The sequence below is a fragment of the Mycolicibacterium monacense genome, assembly GCF_010731575.1.
GTDB lineage: Bacteria > Actinomycetota > Actinomycetes > Mycobacteriales > Mycobacteriaceae > Mycobacterium > Mycobacterium monacense.
Window position 1 is genome coordinate 3,374,501 of record NZ_AP022617.1, and the last position, 22,298, is coordinate 3,396,798.

Annotated in this window: 17 protein-coding genes and 1 pseudogene; 7 read left to right on the forward strand and 11 right to left on the reverse strand. The window is 69.1% G+C overall.

The annotated features are described in order from the left end of the window. Position 1: 1 nt before the first annotated feature. Entirely contained in the window at positions 2 to 2,632 is a 2,631-nt protein-coding gene (locus tag G6N49_RS16235) for a helix-turn-helix transcriptional regulator (protein WP_011855044.1), read from the forward strand. On the opposite strand, the gene G6N49_RS16240 is transcribed toward G6N49_RS16235, so the two are convergent. From G6N49_RS16240 to pcaD, 3 genes and pseudogenes are all read right to left on the reverse strand, one after another. Then, positions 2,578 to 3,267 carry a 3-oxoacid CoA-transferase subunit B gene (locus G6N49_RS16240; RefSeq protein WP_011855043.1) on the reverse strand — a complete coding sequence of 230 codons (690 nt, stop codon included), beginning with the start codon at positions 3,265 to 3,267 and terminating at the stop codon, positions 2,578 to 2,580. The two genes, G6N49_RS16235 and G6N49_RS16240, sit on opposite strands and share 55 nt — an antisense overlap. Continuing rightward, the gene (locus G6N49_RS16245; protein ID WP_064876002.1) at positions 3,264 to 4,055 is read right to left on the reverse strand and encodes a CoA transferase subunit A; all 792 of its coding nucleotides are present in this window, start codon (positions 4,053 to 4,055) and stop codon (positions 3,264 to 3,266) included. The genes G6N49_RS16240 and G6N49_RS16245 overlap by 4 nt, the downstream gene beginning before the upstream one ends. After that, positions 4,052 to 4,825 (reverse strand): annotated as a pseudogene (gene pcaD / locus G6N49_RS16250) (3-oxoadipate enol-lactonase); the annotation flags it as partial. The pseudogene pcaD and the gene G6N49_RS16245, both read right to left, overlap by 4 nt. Positions 4,826 to 4,897: 72 nt before the next feature. Between pcaD and G6N49_RS16255 the strand changes: the two are divergent. Both G6N49_RS16255 and G6N49_RS16260 read left to right on the forward strand, forming a co-directional pair. After that, complete coding sequence (locus tag G6N49_RS16255) at positions 4,898 to 5,809, forward strand: LysR substrate-binding domain-containing protein (protein ID WP_011855040.1); 912 nt, start codon at positions 4,898 to 4,900, stop codon at positions 5,807 to 5,809. Between the two features lie 4 nt (positions 5,810 to 5,813). Then, a complete protein-coding gene (locus tag G6N49_RS16260) occupies positions 5,814 to 6,668 on the forward strand; it encodes an SDR family oxidoreductase (protein ID WP_011855039.1) in 855 nt (284 codons plus the stop codon). A 78-nt stretch (positions 6,669 to 6,746) separates the two neighbouring features. Here G6N49_RS16260 and G6N49_RS16265 read toward each other — a convergent pair whose 3' ends face one another. Further along, positions 6,747 to 8,270, reverse strand: coding sequence for a DUF7782 domain-containing protein (locus tag G6N49_RS16265; RefSeq protein WP_011855038.1), 1,524 nt, complete (start codon positions 8,268 to 8,270; stop codon positions 6,747 to 6,749). Then, positions 8,267 to 9,052 (reverse strand): SOS response-associated peptidase, encoded by a 786-nt coding sequence (locus tag G6N49_RS16270; RefSeq protein WP_011855037.1) that lies wholly within the window; start codon positions 9,050 to 9,052, stop codon positions 8,267 to 8,269. Before G6N49_RS16270 ends, G6N49_RS16265 begins: the two co-directional genes overlap by 4 nt. 36 nt (positions 9,053 to 9,088) lie before the next feature. On the opposite strand from G6N49_RS16270, the gene aroA reads away from it, so the two are divergent. From aroA to G6N49_RS16285, 3 genes are all read left to right on the forward strand, one after another. Then, a complete protein-coding gene (aroA, locus tag G6N49_RS16275) occupies positions 9,089 to 10,405 on the forward strand; it encodes a 3-phosphoshikimate 1-carboxyvinyltransferase (RefSeq protein WP_011855036.1) in 1,317 nt (438 codons plus the stop codon). After that, positions 10,402 to 11,382: a ribosome small subunit-dependent GTPase A gene (gene rsgA, locus G6N49_RS16280; RefSeq protein ID WP_011855035.1), complete on the forward strand. Its 981-nt coding sequence runs from the start codon at positions 10,402 to 10,404 to the stop codon at positions 11,380 to 11,382. Before aroA ends, rsgA begins: the two co-directional genes overlap by 4 nt. Positions 11,383 to 11,525: 143 nt before the next feature. Further along, positions 11,526 to 12,374: an aldo/keto reductase gene (locus G6N49_RS16285; RefSeq protein ID WP_011855034.1), complete on the forward strand. Its 849-nt coding sequence runs from the start codon at positions 11,526 to 11,528 to the stop codon at positions 12,372 to 12,374. A 73-nt stretch (positions 12,375 to 12,447) separates the two neighbouring features. Here the strand turns inward: G6N49_RS16285 and G6N49_RS16290 are convergent, their stop codons facing one another. The 5 genes from G6N49_RS16290 to G6N49_RS16310 form a co-directional block, all read right to left on the reverse strand. Then, on the reverse strand, positions 12,448 to 13,689 hold the full coding sequence (locus tag G6N49_RS16290; protein WP_011855033.1) for a fatty acid desaturase family protein: 1,242 nt from the start codon (positions 13,687 to 13,689) through the stop codon (positions 12,448 to 12,450). A gap of 68 nt (positions 13,690 to 13,757) precedes the next feature. Next, positions 13,758 to 14,888: a ferredoxin reductase gene (locus tag G6N49_RS16295; RefSeq protein ID WP_011855032.1), complete on the reverse strand. Its 1,131-nt coding sequence runs from the start codon at positions 14,886 to 14,888 to the stop codon at positions 13,758 to 13,760. Positions 14,889 to 14,927: 39 nt separating this feature from the next. Further along, entirely contained in the window at positions 14,928 to 15,428 is a 501-nt protein-coding gene (locus tag G6N49_RS16300; protein WP_011558768.1) for a DUF6912 family protein, read from the reverse strand. A gap of 13 nt (positions 15,429 to 15,441) precedes the next feature. Further along, positions 15,442 to 17,190 carry a BCCT family transporter gene (locus G6N49_RS16305; RefSeq protein WP_011855031.1) on the reverse strand — a complete coding sequence of 583 codons (1,749 nt, stop codon included), beginning with the start codon at positions 17,188 to 17,190 and terminating at the stop codon, positions 15,442 to 15,444. Positions 17,191 to 17,250: 60 nt separating this feature from the next. Further along, positions 17,251 to 18,657, reverse strand: a complete 1,407-nt coding sequence (locus G6N49_RS16310) for a WS/DGAT/MGAT family O-acyltransferase (protein WP_011855030.1) — start codon at positions 18,655 to 18,657, stop codon at positions 17,251 to 17,253. Between the two features lie 175 nt (positions 18,658 to 18,832). Between G6N49_RS16310 and G6N49_RS16315 the strand changes: the two genes are divergently transcribed. Beyond that, entirely contained in the window at positions 18,833 to 19,357 is a 525-nt protein-coding gene (locus G6N49_RS16315; RefSeq protein WP_011855029.1) for an Rv3235 family protein, read from the forward strand. A gap of 1 nt (position 19,358) precedes the next feature. Here G6N49_RS16315 and secA read toward each other — a convergent pair whose 3' ends face one another. Then, complete coding sequence (gene secA / locus G6N49_RS16320) at positions 19,359 to 22,202, reverse strand: preprotein translocase subunit SecA (RefSeq protein WP_011855028.1); 2,844 nt, start codon at positions 22,200 to 22,202, stop codon at positions 19,359 to 19,361. Positions 22,203 to 22,298 lie beyond the last annotated feature (96 nt).

The following is a 22,298-nucleotide window of genomic DNA, read 5'->3' on the forward strand; positions in this document are numbered from 1 at the left end:
TGTGACCGTGATCATCGTGTCCGGAGCGTGCGTCGGGCGCGACCGCGAACTCGCCGAACTCGCCGCCCGCTGCGCGGCGACCGTGGCCTCGGGCGCGGACGTCGTCGCCGTGCTCGGACCGCCGGGGATCGGTAAGTCGACGCTGCTCAACCGACTGGCCACCGACCACGGCCACGCCCACACCGCGCGTGCACTGCCGTGGGAGGCCGATGTCCCTGGGGCGGTGCTCGGCCAGTTGCTCCAGGAGGACGTGACCGCCGACCCGGCGGCCCGCCTTCTCGATCGGGTCACGGCACACCATCCGGCGCTGGTGATCGTCGACGATGCCGAGTACTGCGATGCGCTGTCGCGGCAGGTGTTGGAAACCGCGGTGCGCCACCACCGCAGCCTTGCGCTGCTCGTGGTGCTCGCGATGAGGAATCCGGACTTCGCGGCCATGCGCTTCGTCTCGGCGGAGGTGCGGTTGACCGGCCTGGACACCGCGGGCATGGCGGAACTGGCGTCGTTGCGCGGCCGGGTCCTGCACCCGACCATGGTGGACCTGCTCACCCGGCACACCGAAGGAAATCCCCGCGACGCGCTGGCGCTGCTCACCGAGGTGCCCGCGGCGGTGTGGTCGCGCCATGACGCGCAGTTGCCCGCACCGGCGCACACCGTGTCTGCGGTGCGCTCGCGCCTGGAGCGCTGCGACGCACACGGCCGGGCGCTGGTGGAGGCACTCGCGGTGTTGGGCGACGGCGGATCCCTCGGCGAGGCGACGCGACTCGCCGGTATCGACGAACCGCTGAGCGCGGTCGACCAGGCGGTGGATGCCGAGTTGATCACCACGACAACGGGTTTCGGCGTCGCGCTCCGGTCGAGCCTGGTCCGGTCGGCGGTCCTCGAGGTGATGGGCGCACACGCCGCCGGTGACGCGCACCGGCGGGCGGCCGGCATCGTCGATGATCCGGTCCGCCGGCTACGGCATCTGGTGGCGGCCACGCCCGTCCCGGACGCCGCACTGGCCGACCAGGTCGACGCGATGGCGCGCGAACGCGGCGCCGAAGGCGCCTGGGCGGAGGCGGCGAGCCTGTTCCGCGAGGCCGGCAGGCTGAGCCCGGATGCACTGCAGCGCGACGACCGGCTGACCCGCTCGGTGGATGCGCTCGTAGCGGCCGGTGACACCGCGGGCGCCGCCGCGTTGACACCCGCGGTCGAGAGCCTGCGGGAGACACCGCTGCGCGATGCTGCGCTGGCATACCTGGCGATCGTGCGCGGACGGGCGGCCGAGGCGGACGTCCGGTTGCGCCGCGCGTGGGGCATCGTCAACGCCGACCGCGATCCCGAGGCGGCAGCGTTGATCGCCGGCCGGTACGTCCTGCACGCGCTGATGCGTTGTCGCGGAGCCGAGATCGTGCAGTGGGCCGACCGCGCCATCGAGCTGTCGGGGGACGACTCCCCCGCCGGCGTCGAGGCCGCCGCGATCCGCGGGCTCGGGTTGTCCGCGGTCGGTCATTCCGCCCGGGCCGCGGCCGCCTACGACGAGTTGAGTGACCGTATCCGCTACGGCGCCCAGGCGCAGCGCATCGCGATGGGGCGCGGCTGGCTGCAGTTGGCAGGCGACGACCTCGACGGCGCCCGCAGCAGCCTCGAAGGGGCGGTGTCCACCACCGAGCTGGGTGGATCGGCACGCATCGCGCTGTGGGCGTTGGGCTGGCTGGCCCGCGTGCAGTTCCTCACCGGCGACTGGGATCAGGCGTTGAGCACCGTCGAGCGTGGACGCCTGACCGCGGCCTCCAGCGGCATCGTTCTGGTCACTCCGCTTCTCGAGTGGACCGCCACCCAGATCCACGCCCTGCGCGGTGATTTCGAGGCCGCGCAGGCAGCGGTGCGGACCGCGGACACGGTCACCCAGGGCTACGAGATGATGCATCTGGCAACATTTCTCGCCCGGGCGCAGGTCGCCGAGGCCGAGGCGGATTACGCCGGGGTGCGTCGGGCACTGGAACCGCTGAGGCGTATGTCGCAGCACATCACCACCGAACCAGCATTGTGGCCGTGGGCCGATGTGCTGGCCAACGCCATGGTTCTCGACGGGCAGCCCGACGCCGCTGACGCCTTCCTCGGCCCCCACGAACAGCGGGCCGACCGGCGTGCCCAGCGGTCGACCCGGGCCCGGTTGGGCTATGCCCGCGGACGGATATTGGGCGCCGCGGGTGACATCAACGCCGCGCGGCGGGCCTTCGACGAGTCGCTGGCGTTGCTCGACGGCCTTCCGCTGCGTTACGACCTGGCCCGCGTCAACTTCGCCTACGGGCAGACGCTGCGCCGGGCAGGTAAACGCCGCGACGCCGACGCGGTCATCAGCACGGCGCGTGATCTGTACCTGTCACTCGGGGCTCAGACCTACGTGGCCCGTTGCGAACGCGAGCTGAAGGCCGGTGGTGTGCACGTCGTGCGTGGACCACGCGGCCACGCGGAGCTCACCCCGCAGGAGGATGCGGTCACAACCCTTGTTGCACAGGGTCTTTCGAATCGTGAGGTGGCTGCCGAACTGTACGTCTCGCCGAAGACCGTGCAGTATCACCTGACCCGGATCTACGCCAAGCTCGGAGTGCGCTCACGTACGGAACTCGCCGCGCTGCGCAGTTGAACCCGCCCGTCGGTGACCGGCGCGGCGGTCGCGGCGACCACGTCGTCGAAGGTGACCCCCGGTGCCGTCTCGACGAGCTCGAATCCGGCACCGGTCACGTCGAGCACCCCCAGATTGGTGATCACCCGGCTCACCACCTGGCGGCCGGTGAGCGGGAGATCGCAGGCGGTGACCAGGCGCGCGGCACCGCCCCGGGTCACGTGTTCCATCAACACCAGAACCCGCCCCGCCCCGTTGACCAGATCCATCGCACCGCCGATGCCCTTGACCATCGCGCCGGGGACCATCCAGTTCGCGAGGTCGCCGGCCATCGACACCTGCATGCCGCCCAAGACTGCGACGTCGACGTGGCCGCCGCGGATCATCGCGAAACTGGTCGCCGAATCGAAGTAGGACGCCCCGGCCACGACCGACACCGTCTGCTTGCCCGCGTTGATCAGGTCAGGGTCGACCTGGTCCTCGTACGGGAACGGACCGACACCGAGGATGCCGTTCTCGGCGTGCAGGGTGACCTGCGAACCGTCGGGCAGGTGATCGGGAATCAAAGTGGGCAAACCGATTCCGAGATTGACGTAGTCGCCGTCGCGCAGTTCGGCCGCGGCGCGCGCGGCCATCTCATCCCGGGTCCAGCTCATCGCGTCGCCTCCTGTGTCGCGTCCGGACGGGGCCGGGTGGTGCGCTTCTCGATGTCCTTGCGCAGCGCCTGGATCGGGGTGAGCGCCACGATGCGCTGGACGAAGATGCCGGGCAGGTGGATCTCGTCGGGAGCCAGTTCGCCCACCTCGACGACCTCTTCCGCCTCGACGAGGGTGACCCGGCCGGCCATCGCCGCCGGCGGGTTGAAGTTGCGGGCCGCGGCGTGGAACCGGCAGTTGCCTGCCCGGTCGACGACGGCGGCGCGGATCAGCGCGTAGTCGGTGACGATGGCTTCCTCGAGCACCATGTCGCGGCCGGCGAAACTGCGAACCTCCTTGGGGGGTGACGCGAGCGCGACACTGCCGTCGGGGTGGTAGCGCCACGGCAGACCACCCTCGGCGACCAGCGTGCCGACACCGGTCGGAGTGAAGAACGCGCCGAGGCCGCTGCCACCCGCGCGCAGCCGTTCGGCGAGCGTGCCCTGCGGGGTGAGTTCGACGGTCAACTCGCCGGCGAGGTACTGCCTGCCGAATTCCTTGTTCTCCCCGACGTACGAGGCGATCACTCGGCTGATCCGGCCCGCTTCGAGGAGCAGACCGAGTCCGGCGCCGTCCACCCCGCAGTTGTTGGAGACGATGGTCAGATCGTCGGCGCCCTGGTCGAGTAGCGCCTCGATGAGGAACCACGGGATACCGGCGAGGCCGAACCCACCGACGGCCAGGCTCGCGCCCGCCGGGATGTCGGCGACCGCATCACGGGCCGAACCGACGACTTTGTCGACTGTCACGATTGCTCCAGGTGTTCGATGAGGGCGGGGGTGACGATCCCGGGTTGCTGCGCGTTGGCGAGGTGCGCGGCGTCGGGGACGACCAGCAGTCGGCCGTCCTTGACGCCGTCGGCGATCTCACGCAGCTTCGCGGGCGGTGTCGCCGGGTCGCGGCTACCCGCGATGGCCAGGGTCGGCGCGACGATCGAGGTGAGGTCGTCACGCAGGTCGAGCGTGGCGATGGCTTCGCAGCAGCCCGCATAACCCTCGGCGGGAGTGGCGGCCACCATCGCCTCACAGCCCGCCCGCACCCTGGGATGCGCCGCCCGGTACGGCGCGGTGAACCAGCGCTCGACGACGGCGCCCGCCACGGCGCCACTGCCGCGCCTGCGCACGACCTCGGCGCGGTCGCGCCAGGTCGACGCAGGTGACAGCGCGGTGGCGGTGCACAGCAGGGCCAGCCGGTCGACGCGCTCGGGGTTTCGGGCGGCCACCCGCATCGCCGTCATCCCGCCCAGTGAGAGGCCGACGAGATGGGCGCGTTCGATGCCGAGCCGATCCAGCAGCGCGACGAGGTCGTCGGCCAGATCATCGATGCGGTACGGACCCGCGGGGACCGGTGAGGCGCCGTGCCCTCTGGTGTCGTAGCGCACGACGCGGAAGCGCGCTTCGAGGTCGGCGAGCTGTGGATCCCACATCCGGTGGGTGGAACCCAACGAGTTGCTGAGCACCACGACCGGTCGGTCGTCACGACCGCTGACGAGCGTGTGCACATCTACCGAAGCCATGCCTGCAACTGTAGTGACGTGCTCTTATATTGAGAAATACCTGTTTGCGAGCGATTAATACAAAGGAAGTATGAGATGGAACTGCGGCACCTCCGCTACTTCCGGGCGGTCGCCGAGGAGTTGCACTTCGGCCGCGCGGCCGAGCGACTGCACATCGCGCAGCCCCCGCTGTCCCAGCAGATCCGAGCCCTCGAGCGGGAGCTCGGCGTCTCCCTCTTGACGCGCTCGACCCGCAAGGTCGAGCTCACGCCCGCGGGCGCGGCCTACCTGGACCGCGCGGTGGCGATCCTCGACGCGGTCGACGACGCCACCGGGTTGGCGCAACGGGTCGCCGGCGGCTCGGCGGGCCGGCTGGTGATCGGCTGCGTCGGATCGGCCACCTACTCGCTGCTGCCCGCGTTGGTACGCGCGCTGCGCGAGGCGCTGCCCGGCGTCGACGTCAACGTGCGCGGGGAGATGCTGGCACCGGCCCAGATCACCGCGCTGGTGTCCGGGGAGATCGACCTGGCGCTGCTGCGTCCGCCGGTGCAGCATCCGGCGGTGCAGGTGGAAACGATCCGCCGTGACCGGTTGCTGGTGGCGCTTCCGGACGGCCATCGGCTGGCCGCCTCGACCGGGGTGCACATCGCCGAACTGCGCGGTGAGGAGTTCATCGTGCACGCCGGACACGGGCACTCCGTGATGAACAGCGTGGTGACCGCACTGTGCGCCGAGGCGGGTTTCGTACCCCTCGGGCGTCACGAGGTCGAGGAGACCTCGACGCTGGTCACGCTCGTCGCAGCTGGGCTGGGCGTGGCGGTGGTGCCCGAACCCACCGCCGCGCTGGGGGTGACCGGTGTCCGCTACCGGCCGTTGGCCGGTGACCGGCCCGTCACCGTCGATCTGCTGGCCGCACACGCCGCGCGGGCCCATTCGCCGCTGGTCGAACGTGTTCTGGAGGTCTTGCGTGGAGTCGCCCGAACCCAGCAGCGGCCCGACATAGGCTGAGACCATGGCCGACAAACCCCTCAGCGGGAAAACCATGTTCATCTCCGGCGCGAGCCGCGGTATCGGCTTGGCCATCGCCAAGCGCGTCGCCGCCGACGGTGCCAATATCGCGCTGGTCGCCAAGACCGCCGAACCGCATCCCAAACTGCCCGGCACGATTTACACCGCGGCCGAGGAGATCGAGGCGGCCGGCGGTCAGGCGCTGCCCATCGTCGGTGACATCCGCGACGGTGATTCGGTCACCGCCGCCGTCGCCAAGACCGTGGAGCAGTTCGGCGGCATCGACATCTGCGTCAACAACGCGTCGGCGATCAACCTGGGCTCGGTCGAGGAGGTGCCGCTCAAACGCTTCGATCTGATGAACGGCATCCAGGTGCGCGGCACCTACGCCGTCACTCAGGCCTGCATCCCGCACATGAAGGGCCGCGACAACCCGCACATCCTCACGCTGTCCCCGCCGATCCGGCTGGAGCCGCAGTGGCTGACACCGACCGCCTACATGATGGCGAAATTCGGGATGACGTTGTGCGCGTTGGGTATCGCCGAAGAGATGCGCGAGGCGGGGATCGCGTCGAACACCCTGTGGCCACGCACGATGGTGGCGACCGCCGCGGTGCAGAACCTGCTCGGCGGCGACGAGGCGATGGCCCGCGCCCGCAAACCCGAGGTCTATTCCGATGCGGCGTATGCGGTGCTGACCAAACCGTCGTCCTACACCGGGCACAGCCTGCTGTGCGAGGACGTGCTGCTCGAGGCCGGCGTCACGGATCTGTCGGCCTACGACTGCATCCCGGGCTCCGAGCTCGGCGTCGACCTGTGGGTCGACTCCCCCAACCCGCCGGGTTATCAAGGGCCCTGAGGCCATAGATCGCGCCCACGGTCGTGGATTTCGGCTCGCGCACAGCCCTGGTCGCAATCTTCGGGCGCGCAACCAGAGTCAGTCGGCCTGGTAGACGATCCCGCGCCCGATCGCCTCTCGGACCATCGGCAGCGCCGCGGTGGCCAACGCCTCGGCGTCGACATCGTGGAAGGCGGCGAGCAGGTCGATCAACGTGCCCAGCGGCACCTCACCGCGGCATCCCGCCAGTAGCGCACGCGACACCTCGTCGACGCCGATGACCGCGCCCGGTCCGCCCGGACGGCGTACCGCCGCACCCACGACCTGCCAGCCGTCGGGCCCGGGCAGTGACTGTTCGTCGAGGAACACCGGCGCCGTGGACAGCCGCGCGGCCAGCAGGTCGGTGTCGCTGACGTGGTGGAGATACTCACGACGGGCGAAGAACGCGTCGACCTCCCGGCCGGTGACGATCTCGTCGGCCGCGGTGATCTCCTCCAGGATGTGCTCGGGCCGGCGCTGTTCGCCGACCCGCGGTGCGCGCAACGCGATCATGCCCATGCCGATCGCGGTGATGCGCGCGGCGGCGAACCAGTCCAGCCACTCACCGCCACGCCGGGCCGCCTCCTCCGCCGGTTCGCCGGCGTCGGAGGTCCACATGGTCACGTAGCTGACCGGATCGGCGAGTTCGCGCTGCACCACCCACGCGTGCAGGCCCGTGTCCGCGAGCCAGCCCCGCACGCGCTCACGCCAGTCCTGACCGTCACGCACGATCCAGTTGGCCATGACGTGCGCGGTGCCGCCCGGCTCGAGATGGTCGCTGACCCGTTCGATCAGGTTGCGGCACAACGCATCTCCGACCATACCGGAATCTCGGTATATGTAGTCGCGGGCACCGGCACCCACCACGAACGGCGGGTTGGACACGATCAGGTCGAAGCGCTCGCCGGCGACCGGCTCGAACAGGCTGCCGCAGCGCAGATCCCATGACATCCCGTTCAGGCGCGCGGTCGCCGCGGCCAGCGCCAGCGCCCGCTCGTTGGTGTCGGTCGCGACGATCTCGGAGCTGTGCGCGTCGAGGTGCAGCGCCTGGATTCCGCAGCCGGTGCCGAGATCGAGTGCGCGCCTGGCCGGTTCACGCACCACCGCGCGGGCCAGCGACACCGACGCACCGCCGATACCCAGAACGTGGTCGCGGCGCACCGCGCCCGAACGCAGTGCCGAATCCAGATCCGAGACGACGAAGAAGTCCCGTTGCCCGTCACCGTGCGGGCGGATGTCGAGAGCGGCCCGCACCGTCGCCTGCGACGTGCTCGCCAGGACACCGTTGTCGATCAGTGCGTCGACCCCGGCGGTCGGGAACGCCGCCGCGGCCCGGTCTCGCGGTTCCTCCGCGCCGAGCAGGAACAGCCGCACCACCACGGCCAGGGCCTGCTGCTGCGGGGCGGCCCGGTCGGTCGCGCGCAGCGCAGGCCACCAGACACCGCGGGCGAACGCCGCATCGGCGTCGGCGCCGAGGAGGGCGGCCACCCCGTCGGTGGTGTACCCGGCGGCCCGCAGGTCGGTGCCGAGGGCGTCGACGACGGCGGTGGAGTGCAGCGGATGCGGCTCAACCGGCCCGCTCAAAGCAGCGTGGCCTGTTCGGGCTCAGGCTCGGCCGGGGCGATCAACTCCGGACCGTTGTTGCGGACGCTGTTGACCAGCCGGGACACCTCGCGGACCTCGATGCGGTCGAGGTCCCCGTGGCCGCGCAACAGGCCCTCGTCGATCGGGGCGTCGGGGTCGAGCCAGCGGTCCCAGTCCTCGGCGCTGACGGTCAGCGGCATGCGGTCGTGGATCTCCGCGAGTGGGCCTGCGGCGTCGGTGGTGATGATCGTGCAGCTCAGCAGCGGTGGCGCCTCCTTCGGGGCGTCTCTGGGCCGCCATGTGGTCCACAGCCCGGCCATGAACAACGGCTCGCCGTCGGCGCCGTACATGAAGAACGGGGTCTTCGCCGCCTTCTTCTTGCCGCCCTCGGCGGGGTTGGGTCGCCACTCGTACCAACCGTCCATCGGGACGAGACAACGTCTGCTCTTGGCCGAGCTGCGGAACGCGGGCGAGGTGGTGACCTTGTCGGCGCGGGCATTGATCAGCAGCGGACCCTTGTTGTCGGGCGCACCGTCGTCGGTGCTCTTGACCCACGGCGGGATCAGCCCCCACCGCATCGACCGCAGCCGGCGCGCCGCCTCGTCCTCGGGTTCGCTGTGCCGCTTGACGACCGTGGTGATGGTGGTGGTCGGCGCGACGTTGTAGTTGGGGCCGGGGTAGTTGGGGCCGGGGTCCTTCGGCGCGGCGTTGGTCTCGTCGATCGCCTTGATCTTCTCGGCCAGCAGGGCCGGGTCGGTGGTGACTGCGAAACGTCCACACATACCTCCGATACTGGCACGCCGAACCGACAAGGCAGGATGGACGGCGTGAGCAATTGGCCGGCCCCCTCGACGCCGACCCCCGTGCACGCCACGCTGACGATCCCGGGTTCGAAGTCCCAGACCAACCGGGCACTCGTGCTCGCCGCGCTGGCCACCCCGCAGGGCACGTCCACGATCAGCGGCGCGCTGCGCAGCCGCGACACCGACCTGATGATCGGGGCCCTGCAGACCCTCGGATTCGACGTCGAATCCGTCGGCACCGACAGCGACCTGCGCGTCGGCGGAGGCCTGGCGCCCGCCGCCGGCGCCCGGGTCGACTGCGGGCTCGCGGGTACGGTCCTGCGGTTCCTGCCGCCCGTGGCGGCGCTGAGCACCGAGACCGTCGAATTCGACGGTGACGAGCAGGCCCGCGCCCGCCCGATCGCGCCGCTGCTGGCGGGGCTGCAGTCGCTCGGCGTGCGCATCGACGGCGACGGTCTGCCCTTCCGGGTGCGCGGTGAGGGTTCGGTGGCCGGCGGCACCGTCGAGATCGACGCCTCGGCGTCATCGCAGTTCGTCTCCGGGCTCATGCTGTCCGGCGCCTTGTTCCGCGACGGCCTGACCATCGTGCACACCGGCGAATCGGTCCCGTCGGCGCCGCATGTGGCGATGACCGTCAGCATGCTGCGCGACGCCGGCGTCGAGGTCGACGACACCGAGACCAACAGGTGGACCGTGCGGCCCGGTCGCGTGGCGGCGCGCCACTGGACCATCGAACCGGACCTGTCCAATGCGGTGCCGTTCCTGTCCGCAGGCGTGGTCAGCGGCGGTGCCGTCAGGGTCACCGGCTGGCCGGCCGTGAGCACCCAGCCGGCCGCGGCGATCATGGCGATCCTCGAGAAGGTCGGTGCGGTGGTGCGCCAGAGCGAGTCGTACCTCGAGGTCCAGGGCACCCGGCAGTACCAGGGGTTCGACGTGGACCTGCACGACGTCGGGGAGCTCACCCCCGCGGTGGCGGCGCTCGCGGCCGTGGCCACCCCGGGTGCGGTGTCCCGGTTGCGCGGCGTCGCACACCTGCGCGGCCACGAGACCGACCGGCTCGCCGCGCTGAGCGCCGAGATCAACGGCCTGGGCGGACAGTGCGAGGAGACCGCCGACGGACTGGTGATCACCGCCGCGCCGCTGCACGGCGGCGTCTGGCACTCCTACGCCGACCACCGGATGGCGATGGCCGGCGCCATCGTCGGATTGCGCACCCCCGGTGTCGAGATCGAGGACATCGCCACCACCGCGAAGACGCTGCCCGAGTTCCCGCAGATGTGGGCGGACATGCTGGCGGGGCAGACTGCCACCGACCCCGAGGCAGGCGCTTGAGCCCTCGCGAATACGACGAGTCCGACGTCCGGGTGCGGCCGGGTCGGGGCTCGCGTCCGCGGACGAAGACCCGGCCCGAGCACGCCGAAGCGCGCAGCGCCATGGTGGTGACCGTCGACCGTGGGCGTTGGGGATGTGCGCTCGACCGCGACCCGGAGCATGTGGTGACCGCGATGCGGGCCCGCGAACTGGGCCGCACCCCGATCGTCGTCGGTGACGACGTGGAGGTGGTCGGTGACCTGACCGCGCGACCGGACACGCTGGCTCGCATCGTGCGCCGCAGTGAACGCCGAACGGTGTTGCGGCGCACCGCAGATGACACCGACCCGACCGAACGGGTGGTGGTCGCCAATGCCGACCAACTGCTCATCGTGGTGGCACTGGCCGATCCGCCGCCGCGGACCGGATTCGTCGAACGCGCGCTGATCGCGGCGTACGCGGGCGGCCTGAGGCCGGTCCTGTGCCTGACCAAGAGTGATCTCGCCCCGGCCGAGCCGTTCGCCGCCCAATTCACCGACCTCGACCTCACCATCATCACCGCGGGCCGCGACGACACCCTCGACGGGGTCGTGCCGCTGCTGACCGGACAGGTCACGGTGCTGCTCGGCCATTCCGGGGTCGGCAAGTCCACACTGGTCAATCGCCTTGTGCCGCAGGCACACCGCGCGATCGGCGAGGTGAGCGGCGTGGGTAAGGGACGGCACACGTCAACGCAGTCGGTCGCCCTGCCGCTGGCCGATGCCGGCTGGGTGATCGACACGCCCGGCATCCGCTCGTTCGGGTTGGCCCACATCGAACCCGACGATGTGCTGCTGGCGTTCTCCGATCTGGCCGAGGCGATCGCCGACTGCCCCCGCGGTTGTCGGCACATGGGTCCGCCCGCCGATCCCGAATGCGCGCTCGACAGCCTCACCGGGGCGGCCGCCGGTCGGGTGGCCGCGGCACGTCACCTGCTGGGCGCGCTGAACGAGGCATGACCGGCAGCTATCTCGAGGTCGCCCGGTGACACAAACCCGCAGCGAGCTGACAGGCGCGTGACGGAATCGACCCGATGTGTGTGGGGTTGCCCGAACCGGGCACACATCGTGTCTATGCAACTACGCCAGAAGGAGGCTCGACCTTGAGCACCGTCCCCACAGTCACCTTGAACGACGGCGCGTCGATCCCGCAGCTCGGGTTCGGCGTCTACCAGGTCAAACCCGATGAGACGGCGAATGCGGTGAAGACGGCGCTCGACATCGGCTACCGCCACATCGACACCGCCGAGATGTACCAGAACGAGCGCGGGGTCGGCGAGGGCGTTCGCGACGCCGGCATCGACCGCGCCGAGGTCTTCGTCACCAGCAAGCTCAACAACGGGTTCCACCGGCCCGACGATGCCCGCCGCGCCTTCGACAAGACGTTGAGCGAGTTGGGTTTCGAGTACGTCGACCTGTTCCTCATCCACTGGCCACTGCCCACCCTGTACGACGGCGACTTCGTCTCGACGTGGCAGACACTCGAGGAGTTCAAGAAAGACGGCCGCGCGCGCAGCATCGGTGTGTCGAATTTCCAGGTCGACCATCTCGGGCGCCTCGCCCGTGAGACGGAGACGGTGCCCGCGGTCAACCAGATCGAGGTGCATCCGTACTTCACCAACGACGCGGTGCGCGCCTACGGCAGGGAACACGGGATCGCCACCGAGGCGTGGTCGCCGATCGCGCAGGGTCAGGTGCTCGACGATCCGACGGTCACCCGCATCGCCGAGGCGAGCGGGAAGTCACCCGCGCAGGTGGTGTTGCGCTGGCATGTTCAGCGTGGCGACATCATCTTCCCGAAATCGGTGACGCCCGAGCGCATCGAGGAGAACTTCAACCTGTTCGACTTCGAGTTGAGCGAGGCCGACGTCGATGCGCTGTCCGGTCTCGACAAGAGCGAGCAGGGCCGCATCGGACCGAATCCGGACACGTTCGACTACATCCCCGACTGACCCCGGAAACGCCGAAACTGCGGGGAGATCGTCCATCCGATCCGGATGGTGATCTCCCCGCAGTTTCGAGGTATCAGGCTGCGCGCAGCGCGGCCTGTGCACGCTTCTCGCGACGACGGCCCCGCACCGCGGCGATGGACGACCGCAACCCGCGACGCTCGGTCGGCTCGAGATCGGCGAACATCCGCTCACTGCGGGTCTCGGGCGCGTTGTCGGGGGTGTCGCGCAGGTACTTGTCCGGCAACGACAGCTTGGCGATGGTGCGCCAGGTCTTGCCGTACTGCACCAGGAACGGACCCGTCGTGTAGGGCAGGTCGTACTTGTCGCAGACCTGCTGCACGCGCTTCGAGATCTCGTGCAGCCGATTGCTGGGCAGGTCCGGATACAGGTGATGCTCGATCTGGTGGCACAGGTTGCCGCTCATGAAGCGCAACAGCCAGCCGCCGGTGAAGTTGGCGCTGCCCAGCATCTGGCGCAGGTACCACTGCCCCTTGGACTCGCCGACCATGTCGGTCTTGGTGAACTTCTCCGCGCCGTCCGGGAAGTGACCGCAGAAGATCACCGCGTTGGACCACACGTTGCGGATGACGTTGGCCACCGCGTTGGCGGTCGCCGTCGACCGGAAGGTGGCACCCGGCGACAGCGAGGTCAGCGCGGGATAGGCGACGTAGTCCTTGGCGATCTGCGCACCCGCCTTGGCGGCGAATTCGCGAGCCCGGATCTTGCTCTCGTCCCGGTTGTCCCGGCCCTTGAAGATCTTGCCGAGCTCCACGTGCTGCAGTCCGACGCCCCACTCGAAACCGATGGCAAGAATGGCGTTGTAGAGCACGTTCCCGAGGTTGAACGGCTTCCACTTGGCATCGCGGGTGACGCGCAGCAGGCCGTAGCCCACGTCGTCGTCCATCCCGAGGATGTTGGTGTATTTGTGGTGCATGAAGTTGTGGGTGAACCGCCAGTGCTTGGAGGACCCGCCCATGTCCCACTCCCACGTCGAGGAGTGGATCTCGGGATCGTTCATCCAGTCCCACTGACCGTGCATGACGTTGTGGCCGATCTCCATGTTCTCGACGATCTTGGCCACGCCCAGGGTCGCGGTGCCGGCCCACCAGGCCGACCGTCGGGAGCTCGCGGCCAGCATCAACCGGCCGGCCACCTCGAGTGCCCGCTGCGCCGCGATGGTGCGGCGGATATAGCGCGCGTCACGCTCGCCGAGGGAGTCTTCGATGTCTTGCCTGATCGCGTCGAGTTCGACACCCAGGCTCTCGATGTCGGCGTCGGTGAGATGTGCGAATTCAGGTACGTCTGTGATTGCCATCTTGGCGCCTCCTTCCTCTACCTACGGTAGCGTAACCTACGAGATCGTAGGTTACCAGTGGGTAACTACTAAACGTCCAGAATGCAATCACCGGAGGCCGCCGACACGCAGGTCTGGATCCGGCTTCCGGCCTCGTGCTCGGCGCCGGTCCGCAGATCACGAACGTGACCGTCGACCAAGGGGACGACACACGACTGACAGATCCCCATCCGGCAGCCGAAGGGCATCTGGATGCCGGCCTTCTCCCCTGCATCCATCAGCGAGGTGGCCGCGTCGAGGTCGACGGTCTTGCCGCTGCGGGCGAACGTCACCGTGCCGCCCGCCCCGTGCGGGGCCGCCTTGGCCACCGCGAACCGCTCCAAGTGCAGCTCGTCGGCGATCCCGGCCTGTTCCCAGACCTTCTCGGCGTCGTTGAGCATGCCCTCGGGACCGCAGGCCCAGGTCTGGCGCTCCCGCCAGTCGGGAACGATCTCGTCGAGCCGGGACAGGTCCAGACGCCCCTGCGTGCGCGTGGTCCGCACATGCAGGCGGTAACCCTCGTGGCCGTCCTGCAGGGCCGCCAACTCACCGCCGAACATGACGTCGGCCTCGGTCGGCGCAGAGTGCACGTGGACCACGTCGGTGATCTGATCGCGGCGCACGAGCGTGCGCAGCATCGACATCACCGGGGTGACGCCGGAACCGCCGGTGAGGAACAGCACCTTGGCCGGGGCCGGGTCCGGCATGACGAAATTCCCCTGCGGGGCCGCCAACCGCACGATCGTGCCGGGCGCCACCCCGCCGACGAGGTGTGTCGACAGAAAACCCTCGGGCATGGCTTTGACCGTGATCGTGATGGTGCGGCCGCCGCTGCGCGGGCTGGAGGTCAGCGAGTAGCTGCGCCACCGCCAACGACCGTCGATCAGCAGCCCGATGCCGATGTACTGGCCGGGCTGGTAGTCGAAGGTGAAACCCCACCCCGGTTTGATCACCAGCGTGGCGGAGTCCTCGGTCTCCCGGCGCACATTGATGACGCGACCCCGCAACTCCCGCGCCGACCACAGCGGGTTGGCGAGTTGCAGGTAGTCATCGGGCAGCAGCGGCGTGGTGATCTTCGCGGCGATGTTGCGCAACGCGTTGAGTGCCGGGTTCTTGGCCGCGACACGGGGACGGACGGTGTCGGCAACTCTGGCCGAGACTTTGATCTGACTCTTGGCCATGAACCTACGGTACCGTAACTTACGGTCCCGTATCCAGTCTTAGAGCAGGTCGAGCAAGAACGGCAGTTCCTGTGGGGCGTACCACGCCAGATCGTGGTCCTGGGCATCCCCGACGGTCAGTTCGGCGTCCTCGTCCCCGAAATCGGCGACGTCCACGGCGTTGATCGCGAGCCGGACCGCGCCCTCCGCGTCGGCGTTGTCCACGTAGGCGGCAATCACCTCCGAATACTCCACGGGGCCGGTCAACCGGACCACTGCATCGTCGAGGTCCGGCCGGGCCGCCGCGCCCTCGACATCGGCGACGAGCACCGCGCGCCGAGGGGGCAGGTTCGACGCGCCGTCGTCGGCGGCCAACAGCCGCAGGGAGGCCAGGGCCGCATCGCGCAACGCCACCTCGGCCAGTTCCTCGTCGTCTCCCTCGGCGTAGGACTCGCGCAGCGTCGGCGTGACGGCGAACGCGGTGCCGTTCACGGCGCGCAGCGACCGGTCGGCGACGAGCTGGGCGAGCATGGCGAGGGTGACCGGGATGTAGACGCGCATCCCGCGAGACTAACTACCTGGCGTCGGGATCCTTCTCCACCGAGATGATGAAGTCGTCGCCGTGTTCGATGACGCCGTGGATGACCGCACTGTCCACCGCCTCCGCGGCGTACTTCTTCCGCACCACCAGCGGATCGTTGCGCAGGTCTTTGACCAGCGCCACCGCCAGCCCCACCATGACGAGGACGAAGGGCAGCGCGGCGATGATCGTGATGGTCTGCAGACCGGTCAGCGCGTCCGCGCCGCCGACCAGCAGCATCACCGCCGCCACCGCGCCCGTCGTGACGCCCCAGAAGATCACCACACCCCGGGTGGGTTTGATCGTGCCGCGCTCGGACAGCGAACCCATGACGATCGACGCGGCATCGGCGCCGGAGACGAAGAAGATCGCCACCAGCACCATCACCACGATGCTGGCCACGGTCGCGATCGGATACTGACCGAGCAGGGTGAACAACTGCTCCTCGTTGCTGCCCTCGCCGGCCAAATCCACCCCGCCCTGCTGGGTGTCGATGGCCGCGCCGCCGAGGATGCAGAACCACACCAGCGACACCAGGCTCGGCACCAGCAGCACACCGGTGACGAACTGCCGGATGGTGCGTCCGCGCGAGATGCGGGCGATGAACATGCCGACGAACGGGGTCCACGAGATCCACCAGGCCCAGTAGAAGATCGTCCACGACTGCAGCCAGGTGTCGACGTCGGGACCCTCGGCACCGGTGCGGGCCGACATCATCGCCAGGTCGGCGAGGTAGCTGCCCATCGAGGTCGGCAACAGGTTGAGGATGAACACCGTCGGGCCGACGACGAAGATGAACAACGCCAGCAGCAGCGCGAGCACCATGTTGATGTTCGACAGCCACTGAATGCCCCGCGCCACCCCGGAGACGGCCGACAGCACGAACGCGACCGTCAGGGCGGTGATGATGACGATGAGGACGGTGTTGCCGGTCTCGCCGATGCCGCCGACGATCTGCAGGCCGCTGCGGATCTGCAACGCGCCCAAGCCCAGCGAGGCCGCCGACCCGAACAGGGTGGCGAAGATCGCCAGCATGTCGATCACCTTGCCCCACGGCCCGTTGGCCCGGGATCCGATCAGGGGTTCGAACGCCGCGCTGATCAGTTGCAGCCGGCCCTTGCGGTAGACGCCGTAGGCGATGGCCAGCCCGACGACGGCGTAGATCGCCCACGGATGGAGGGTCCAGTGGAACAGCGTGGTGGCCATCGCTGACTCGACGGCCTCGGCACCGGTCTCTGCACCGCCCTGTGGCACGACGCCCGGTGGCGGGGTGGCGAAGTGGGTCAGCGGCTCGGCCACACCGAAGAACATCAGCCCGATGCCCATGCCTGCGCTGAACATCATCGCGACCCACGAGACGCTGCGGAACTCGGGTTCCTCGTCGTCACGGCCGAGCGGGATGTTGCCGTAGCGACCGAGCGCCAGCCACAGCACGAAGACCACGAATCCCGACGCGGCGAGCACGAACAGCCACCCGGTGTTGTCCATCACCCAGGTCAGGGCGTTCCCCGACGCCGTGGCCAGCGACTCGGTGCTGACGAACCCCCAGGCCAGGAATGCCACCGCGATGACGGCGGTGACGCCGAAGACCACCCAGTCGAGACCCCGGTAGCCGGTGTAGGCCTCCTCGTCGACCGGGATGTCGAGGATGGGATGCGGGATCGCCTCATCGGTCGGCGACCTGATCGCGTCGACGCGGCGTCGGCGGTGTTTCTCGTTGTCCTTCTCTGAGCTGACCGTCATGGTCCGACCATGAGAACCCGCGCAGGGATTCCCGTCAATCCCGGGACGGCCACGATCCGGTCACCGAGCGGCTTCCAGGAGTTCCTCGAGCGACTCCGACAGCAGACCGGGCAGGACGTCGACATCGCTCATCGCGTCGCGGTCGGCGTTGATGCCGAAGTACAGCTCGCCGTTGTAGGAGGTGACGCCGATCGCGAGCACCTGGTTGTGCAGCAGCGGTGGCACCGCATAGGTCTCCAACAATTTCGTGCCCGCGACGAACATCTGTTTCTGCGCACCGGGCACGTTGGTGATGAGCAGGTTGAACTGTCGGGCGGGGAAGGTGGTCGCCACCCGAATTCCCATGGCGTGCAACGTCGGTGGCGCGAACCCGGACAGGGTGACGATCGTGCGGGCATCCACCAGGCTGGGCGCGGTCGGGTGCGTCTCGGTGGCGTGGGCGATCTGCGACAGCCGCACCACCGCATTGCCCTCCCCCACCGGCAGGTCCACCAGGAACGGCGACACCTGGCTGATCGCCTGACCCGGTCCAGACGTGTCGATGTCGGCGTCGGGGTAGACCGACATCGGTGCCATCGCCCGCACGGTGGTGGTCGGGGTGACCGGTTCACCGCGGGAGAGCAGCCAGTTGCGCAGGGCCCCGGCGACGACGGCGAGCACCACGTCGTTGATGTCGCAGTCGTAGCGTGCCCGCACGGTGCGGTAGTCCTCGAGACGGTGCCCGGCCACCGAGAATCGCCGGTTGCGCGACACGGTGGTGTTGAGCGGGCTGCTCGGCGCGGTGCCGCGGGCGAGGGTGCGGGCGATGTCGGCGACGCGGCGGCCGGCGGCGACGAGTTGTTCGGCGTTGGCGAGGTCGGTCACCACCGACCGGACCGCGGCGACCTGCTCGGCGGGGCGGGTGACCCATTCACCGACCGCGCCGAGCAGCAGCGCCCGGTCGCTGGGCTCGCGCGCGGGGATCCAGATGTCCTCACCGAAGTCGGGCGGTTTCTGGGTGCGGTCGGCGATGACGTGGCCGACCTCGAGCGCGGTCATACCGTTGACCAGCGCCTGATGGCTCTTCGTATAGATCGCGACGCGGTTCTTCGCCAATCCCTCGACCAGGTACATCTCCCACAACGGCCGCGACTTGTCGAGCGGCCGCGAGCCGAGGCGGGCGACCAGGTCGTGCAGCTGGGCGTCGCTGCCCGGGGACGGGAGGGCCGAGCGACGGATGTGGTAGGTGATGTCGAAGTCACGGTCGTCGACCCAGACCGGCCGCGCGAGGCCCATGGTCACTTCGCGGACCTTCTGCCGATACCGCGGGATCTGGGGCAGCCGCTGCTCGACGGTGTGCAGCAGGGTCTCGTAGCTCAGACCGCTGCGCGGTTTGCGCAGGATCGACAACGTGCCGACATACATCGGGGTCGAGGTGTCCTCCAGCCGGAAGAACTCCGCATCCGACGCCGACAGCCGGGTCACCATCCGACGCCTCCCCTTTCGTCGAATCCCGTGAGTTCCCCGCCACGGTAGCGGCCCCGTCTGTACAGCCGCAGCACGGGTGCTCCGGACCTGCCGGGAACCGTGCGACGATGTCTGATGTCTGTTCCTCTCCAGCAGACGGTCGTCTTGTCCTGCCGAGCCGAGCCTGGAGACTGTCATGACCCAGTCATCGCCGTCATCACCCGCACACGCCGAGCGTGCCTCGTTGACCTCACCGGTCGTCGACTACGAACCCACCCCGATCGAGGTGTCTGTTCCGGCGTGTCCGGCGCCGTCACCGGCCGCCCTGCACCGGCGCACCCCACGCATGTTGCGCCCGGCCCCGCGGCCGGATGCGGATCCGGCGGCGCCGCGAGCGGCCGAACCAGTGGCGCCGCCCGCGGCGGTCGCGTTCGCCGACGTGGCACTGCGCCGAGTGCTCGAGGTGCTCGACCGCCGCAGGCCCGTCGTGCACCTCAAACCGCTGCTGGCGCCGCCGCTGCTCGACACCGTCGGCGCGCTGTGCCGGGTGCGCTACGGACGGCCCGCCACCCTGCGCCGCGTCCGGTTGCGCAGCGCGGGCCCGTTGGCCGCGGAGGTGTGCGCGACCTACACCCGCGGTGAACGCGTCCGCGCGATCGCCGCGCGGGTGGAGGTCGTCGGTGACGGCCGGTGGCAGCTGGTGGCGCTGCAGATCGGCTGACTCAGCCGCGCCTGCGGGTGGGCTTGGAGGTCTTGGCCTGCTTGCGGGCCGCTTCCCGACGCTCCCGGCGCGTGGCGCCCCCGGGTGCGGCGTGGCGCGGACCGCCGTTGGACCGCTGCACCTCGGCGGTGCCGTCCTCGCCGGGGCCGACGTAGGTCAGCGGCGGGGTGTCGTCGTTGTCGATTCCCTTGGCGCGCAACGTCGGTGCGGGGGTCTCCCGCTCCTTGGTGGCCACCGCACCCTGGCCGGTCTGCTCCTGGGCCTTCGCCGCGGCGGCGGCGAACTCCGACAGTCCCGGCGGTGCGGCGACGGGCGCCACCCGGTTGGACGGGGCGGGGGGCGCCGCCTCGACGGTGACGTTGAACAGGAAGCCGACCGACTCCTCCTTGAGCGCCTCGAGCATGCCGACGAACATGTCGTAACCCTCGCGCTGGTACTCCACGAGCGGATCGCGCTGCGCCATGGCGCGCAGGCCGATGCCCTCCTTGAGGTAGTCCATCTCGTAGAGGTGCTCACGCCATTTGCGGTCGATGACGTTGAGCAGCACGTTGCGTTCGAGCTGGCGCATGGCGCCTTCGCCGGCGAGCTCCTCGAGCTCACGCTCGCGTTCGGCGTAGGCCCGTTCCGCGTCTTTGATCAGCATGTCGAGCAGTTCCTCGCGGGTGAGCTCGCCGGCCTCGCCGACCGCGTCGGAGTCGACCAGGTCGTGGTAGTCGATCCCGACCGGATAGAGCTGCTTGAGCGCGGTCCACAGCTGTTCGAGGTCCCAGTCCTCCGCGTAGCCCTCGGCGGTGGCGCCGTTGACGTAGGCGGTGACGACGTCGACGAGCATCTTGTGGGCCTGCTCGGCGAGATCCTCGCCCTCGAGGATGCGGCGGCGCTCCTCGTAGATGACCTTGCGCTGCTGGTTCATCACCTCGTCGTACTTGAGGACGTTCTTGCGGACTTCGAAGTTCTGCTGCTCGACCTGGGTCTGCGCACTCTTGATCGCGCGGGTGACCATCTTCGCCTCGATCGGCACGTCGTCGGGCAGGTTCAGCCGGGTCAGCAGCGCTTCGAGCGTGGCGCCGTTGAACCGGCGCATGAGCTCGTCGCCGAGCGACAGGTAGAACCGGGACTCGCCGGGGTCACCCTGGCGACCGGAGCGGCCGCGCAACTGATTGTCGATGCGGCGGGACTCGTGGCGTTCGGTGCCCAGCACGTAGAGGCCGCCGACCGCGCGGACGTCGTCGGCCTCTTCCTCGGCCTCGGCCTTGATCTGGTTGAGGGTCGACTCCCAGGCGGCTTCGTACTCCTCGGGGGTTTCGATCGGGTCGAGGCCCTGCTCGCGCAGGCGCTTGTCGGCCAGGAAGTCGACGTTGCCGCCGAGGACGATGTCGGTACCGCGACCGGCCATGTTGGTGGCGACGGTGATCGCGCCGAGCCGTCCGGCCTCGGCGATGATGTTCGCCTCCTGCTCGTGGTACTTGGCGTTGAGGACGTTGTGCGGGATCTTGCGCTTGGTGAACTGCTTGGACAGGTATTCCGAGCGTTCGACGCTGGTGGTGCCGATCAGCACCGGCTGGCCCTTCTCGTACCGCTCGTAGACGTCGTCGACGACGGCGATGAACTTGGCCTCTTCGGTCTTGTAGATGAGGTCGGTCTGGTCCTGACGGATCATGTCGCGGTTCGTCGGGATCGGGACGACGCCGAGTTTGTAGATCTCGTGCAGCTCGGCCGCCTCGGTCTGGGCGGTACCGGTCATGCCGGCGAGCTTGTCGTAGAGGCGGAAATAGTTCTGCAGGGTGATCGTGGCCAGCGTCTGGTTCTCGGCCTTGATCTCGACATGCTCCTTGGCCTCGATGGCCTGGTGCATACCTTCGTTGTAGCGCCGGCCGAGCAGCACGCGGCCGGTGAACTCGTCGACGATGAGGACCTCACCGTTGCGGACGATGTAGTCCTTGTCGCGCTGGAAGAGCTCCTTGGCCTTCAACGCGTTGTTGAGGTAGCTGACCAGCGGCGAGTTGGCGGCCTCGTAGAGGTTCTCGATGCCGAGCTGATCCTCGACGAACTCCACGCCCACCTCGTGGACGCCGACGGTGCGCTTGCGCAGGTCGACCTCGTAGTGGACGTCCTTCTCCATCAGCGGCGCCAGGCGGGCGAACTCGCTGTACCAGTTCGACGCGGCATCGGCCGGGCCGGAGATGATCAGCGGCGTCCTGGCCTCGTCGATGAGGATGGAGTCGACCTCGTCGACGACGGCGAAGTTGTGGCCCCGCTGCACGCGGTCCTCGAGCCGGTGGGCCATGTTGTCGCGCAGGTAGTCGAAGCCGAACTCGTTGTTCGTGCCGTAGGTGATGTCGGCGTGATACGCCGCCCTGCGTTCATCAGGGGTCAGGCCCGAAAGGATGACGCCGACGTCGAGGCCGAGGAAGCGGTGTACGCGGCCCATCCACTCCGCATCGCGTTTGGCCAGGTAGTCGTTGACCGTGACGACGTGCACGCCCTTGCCGGACAGCGCGTTGAGGTAGGCGGGAAGCACGCAGGTCAGGGTCTTGCCCTCACCGGTCTTCATCTCCGCGACATTGCCGAAGTGCAGCGCCGCACCGCCCATCACCTGGACGTCGAAGTGACGCTGGCTCAGCACCCGCCAGGCGGCTTCGCGGGCCACCGCGAACGCCTCGGGCAGCAGGTCGTCGAGGTCTTCGCCGCCGTCGATGCGTTTACGGAACTCGTCGGTCTTGGCTCGCAGTTCGGCGTCAGACAGCTTCTCGACGTCGTCGGACAAGGTATTGACATAGTCAGCCACCTTCTTGAGGCGCTTGACCATGCGGCCTTCACCGAGACGGAGCAACTTATCGAGCACGCTTTTTCCCCTGTGGGTTGAGGTATCAGACCTGTCCCATGGTAGAGGTCGCAGCTGGCAACTCCGCCGTCCCGGCAGTCCCGGATGCGTGTCCGC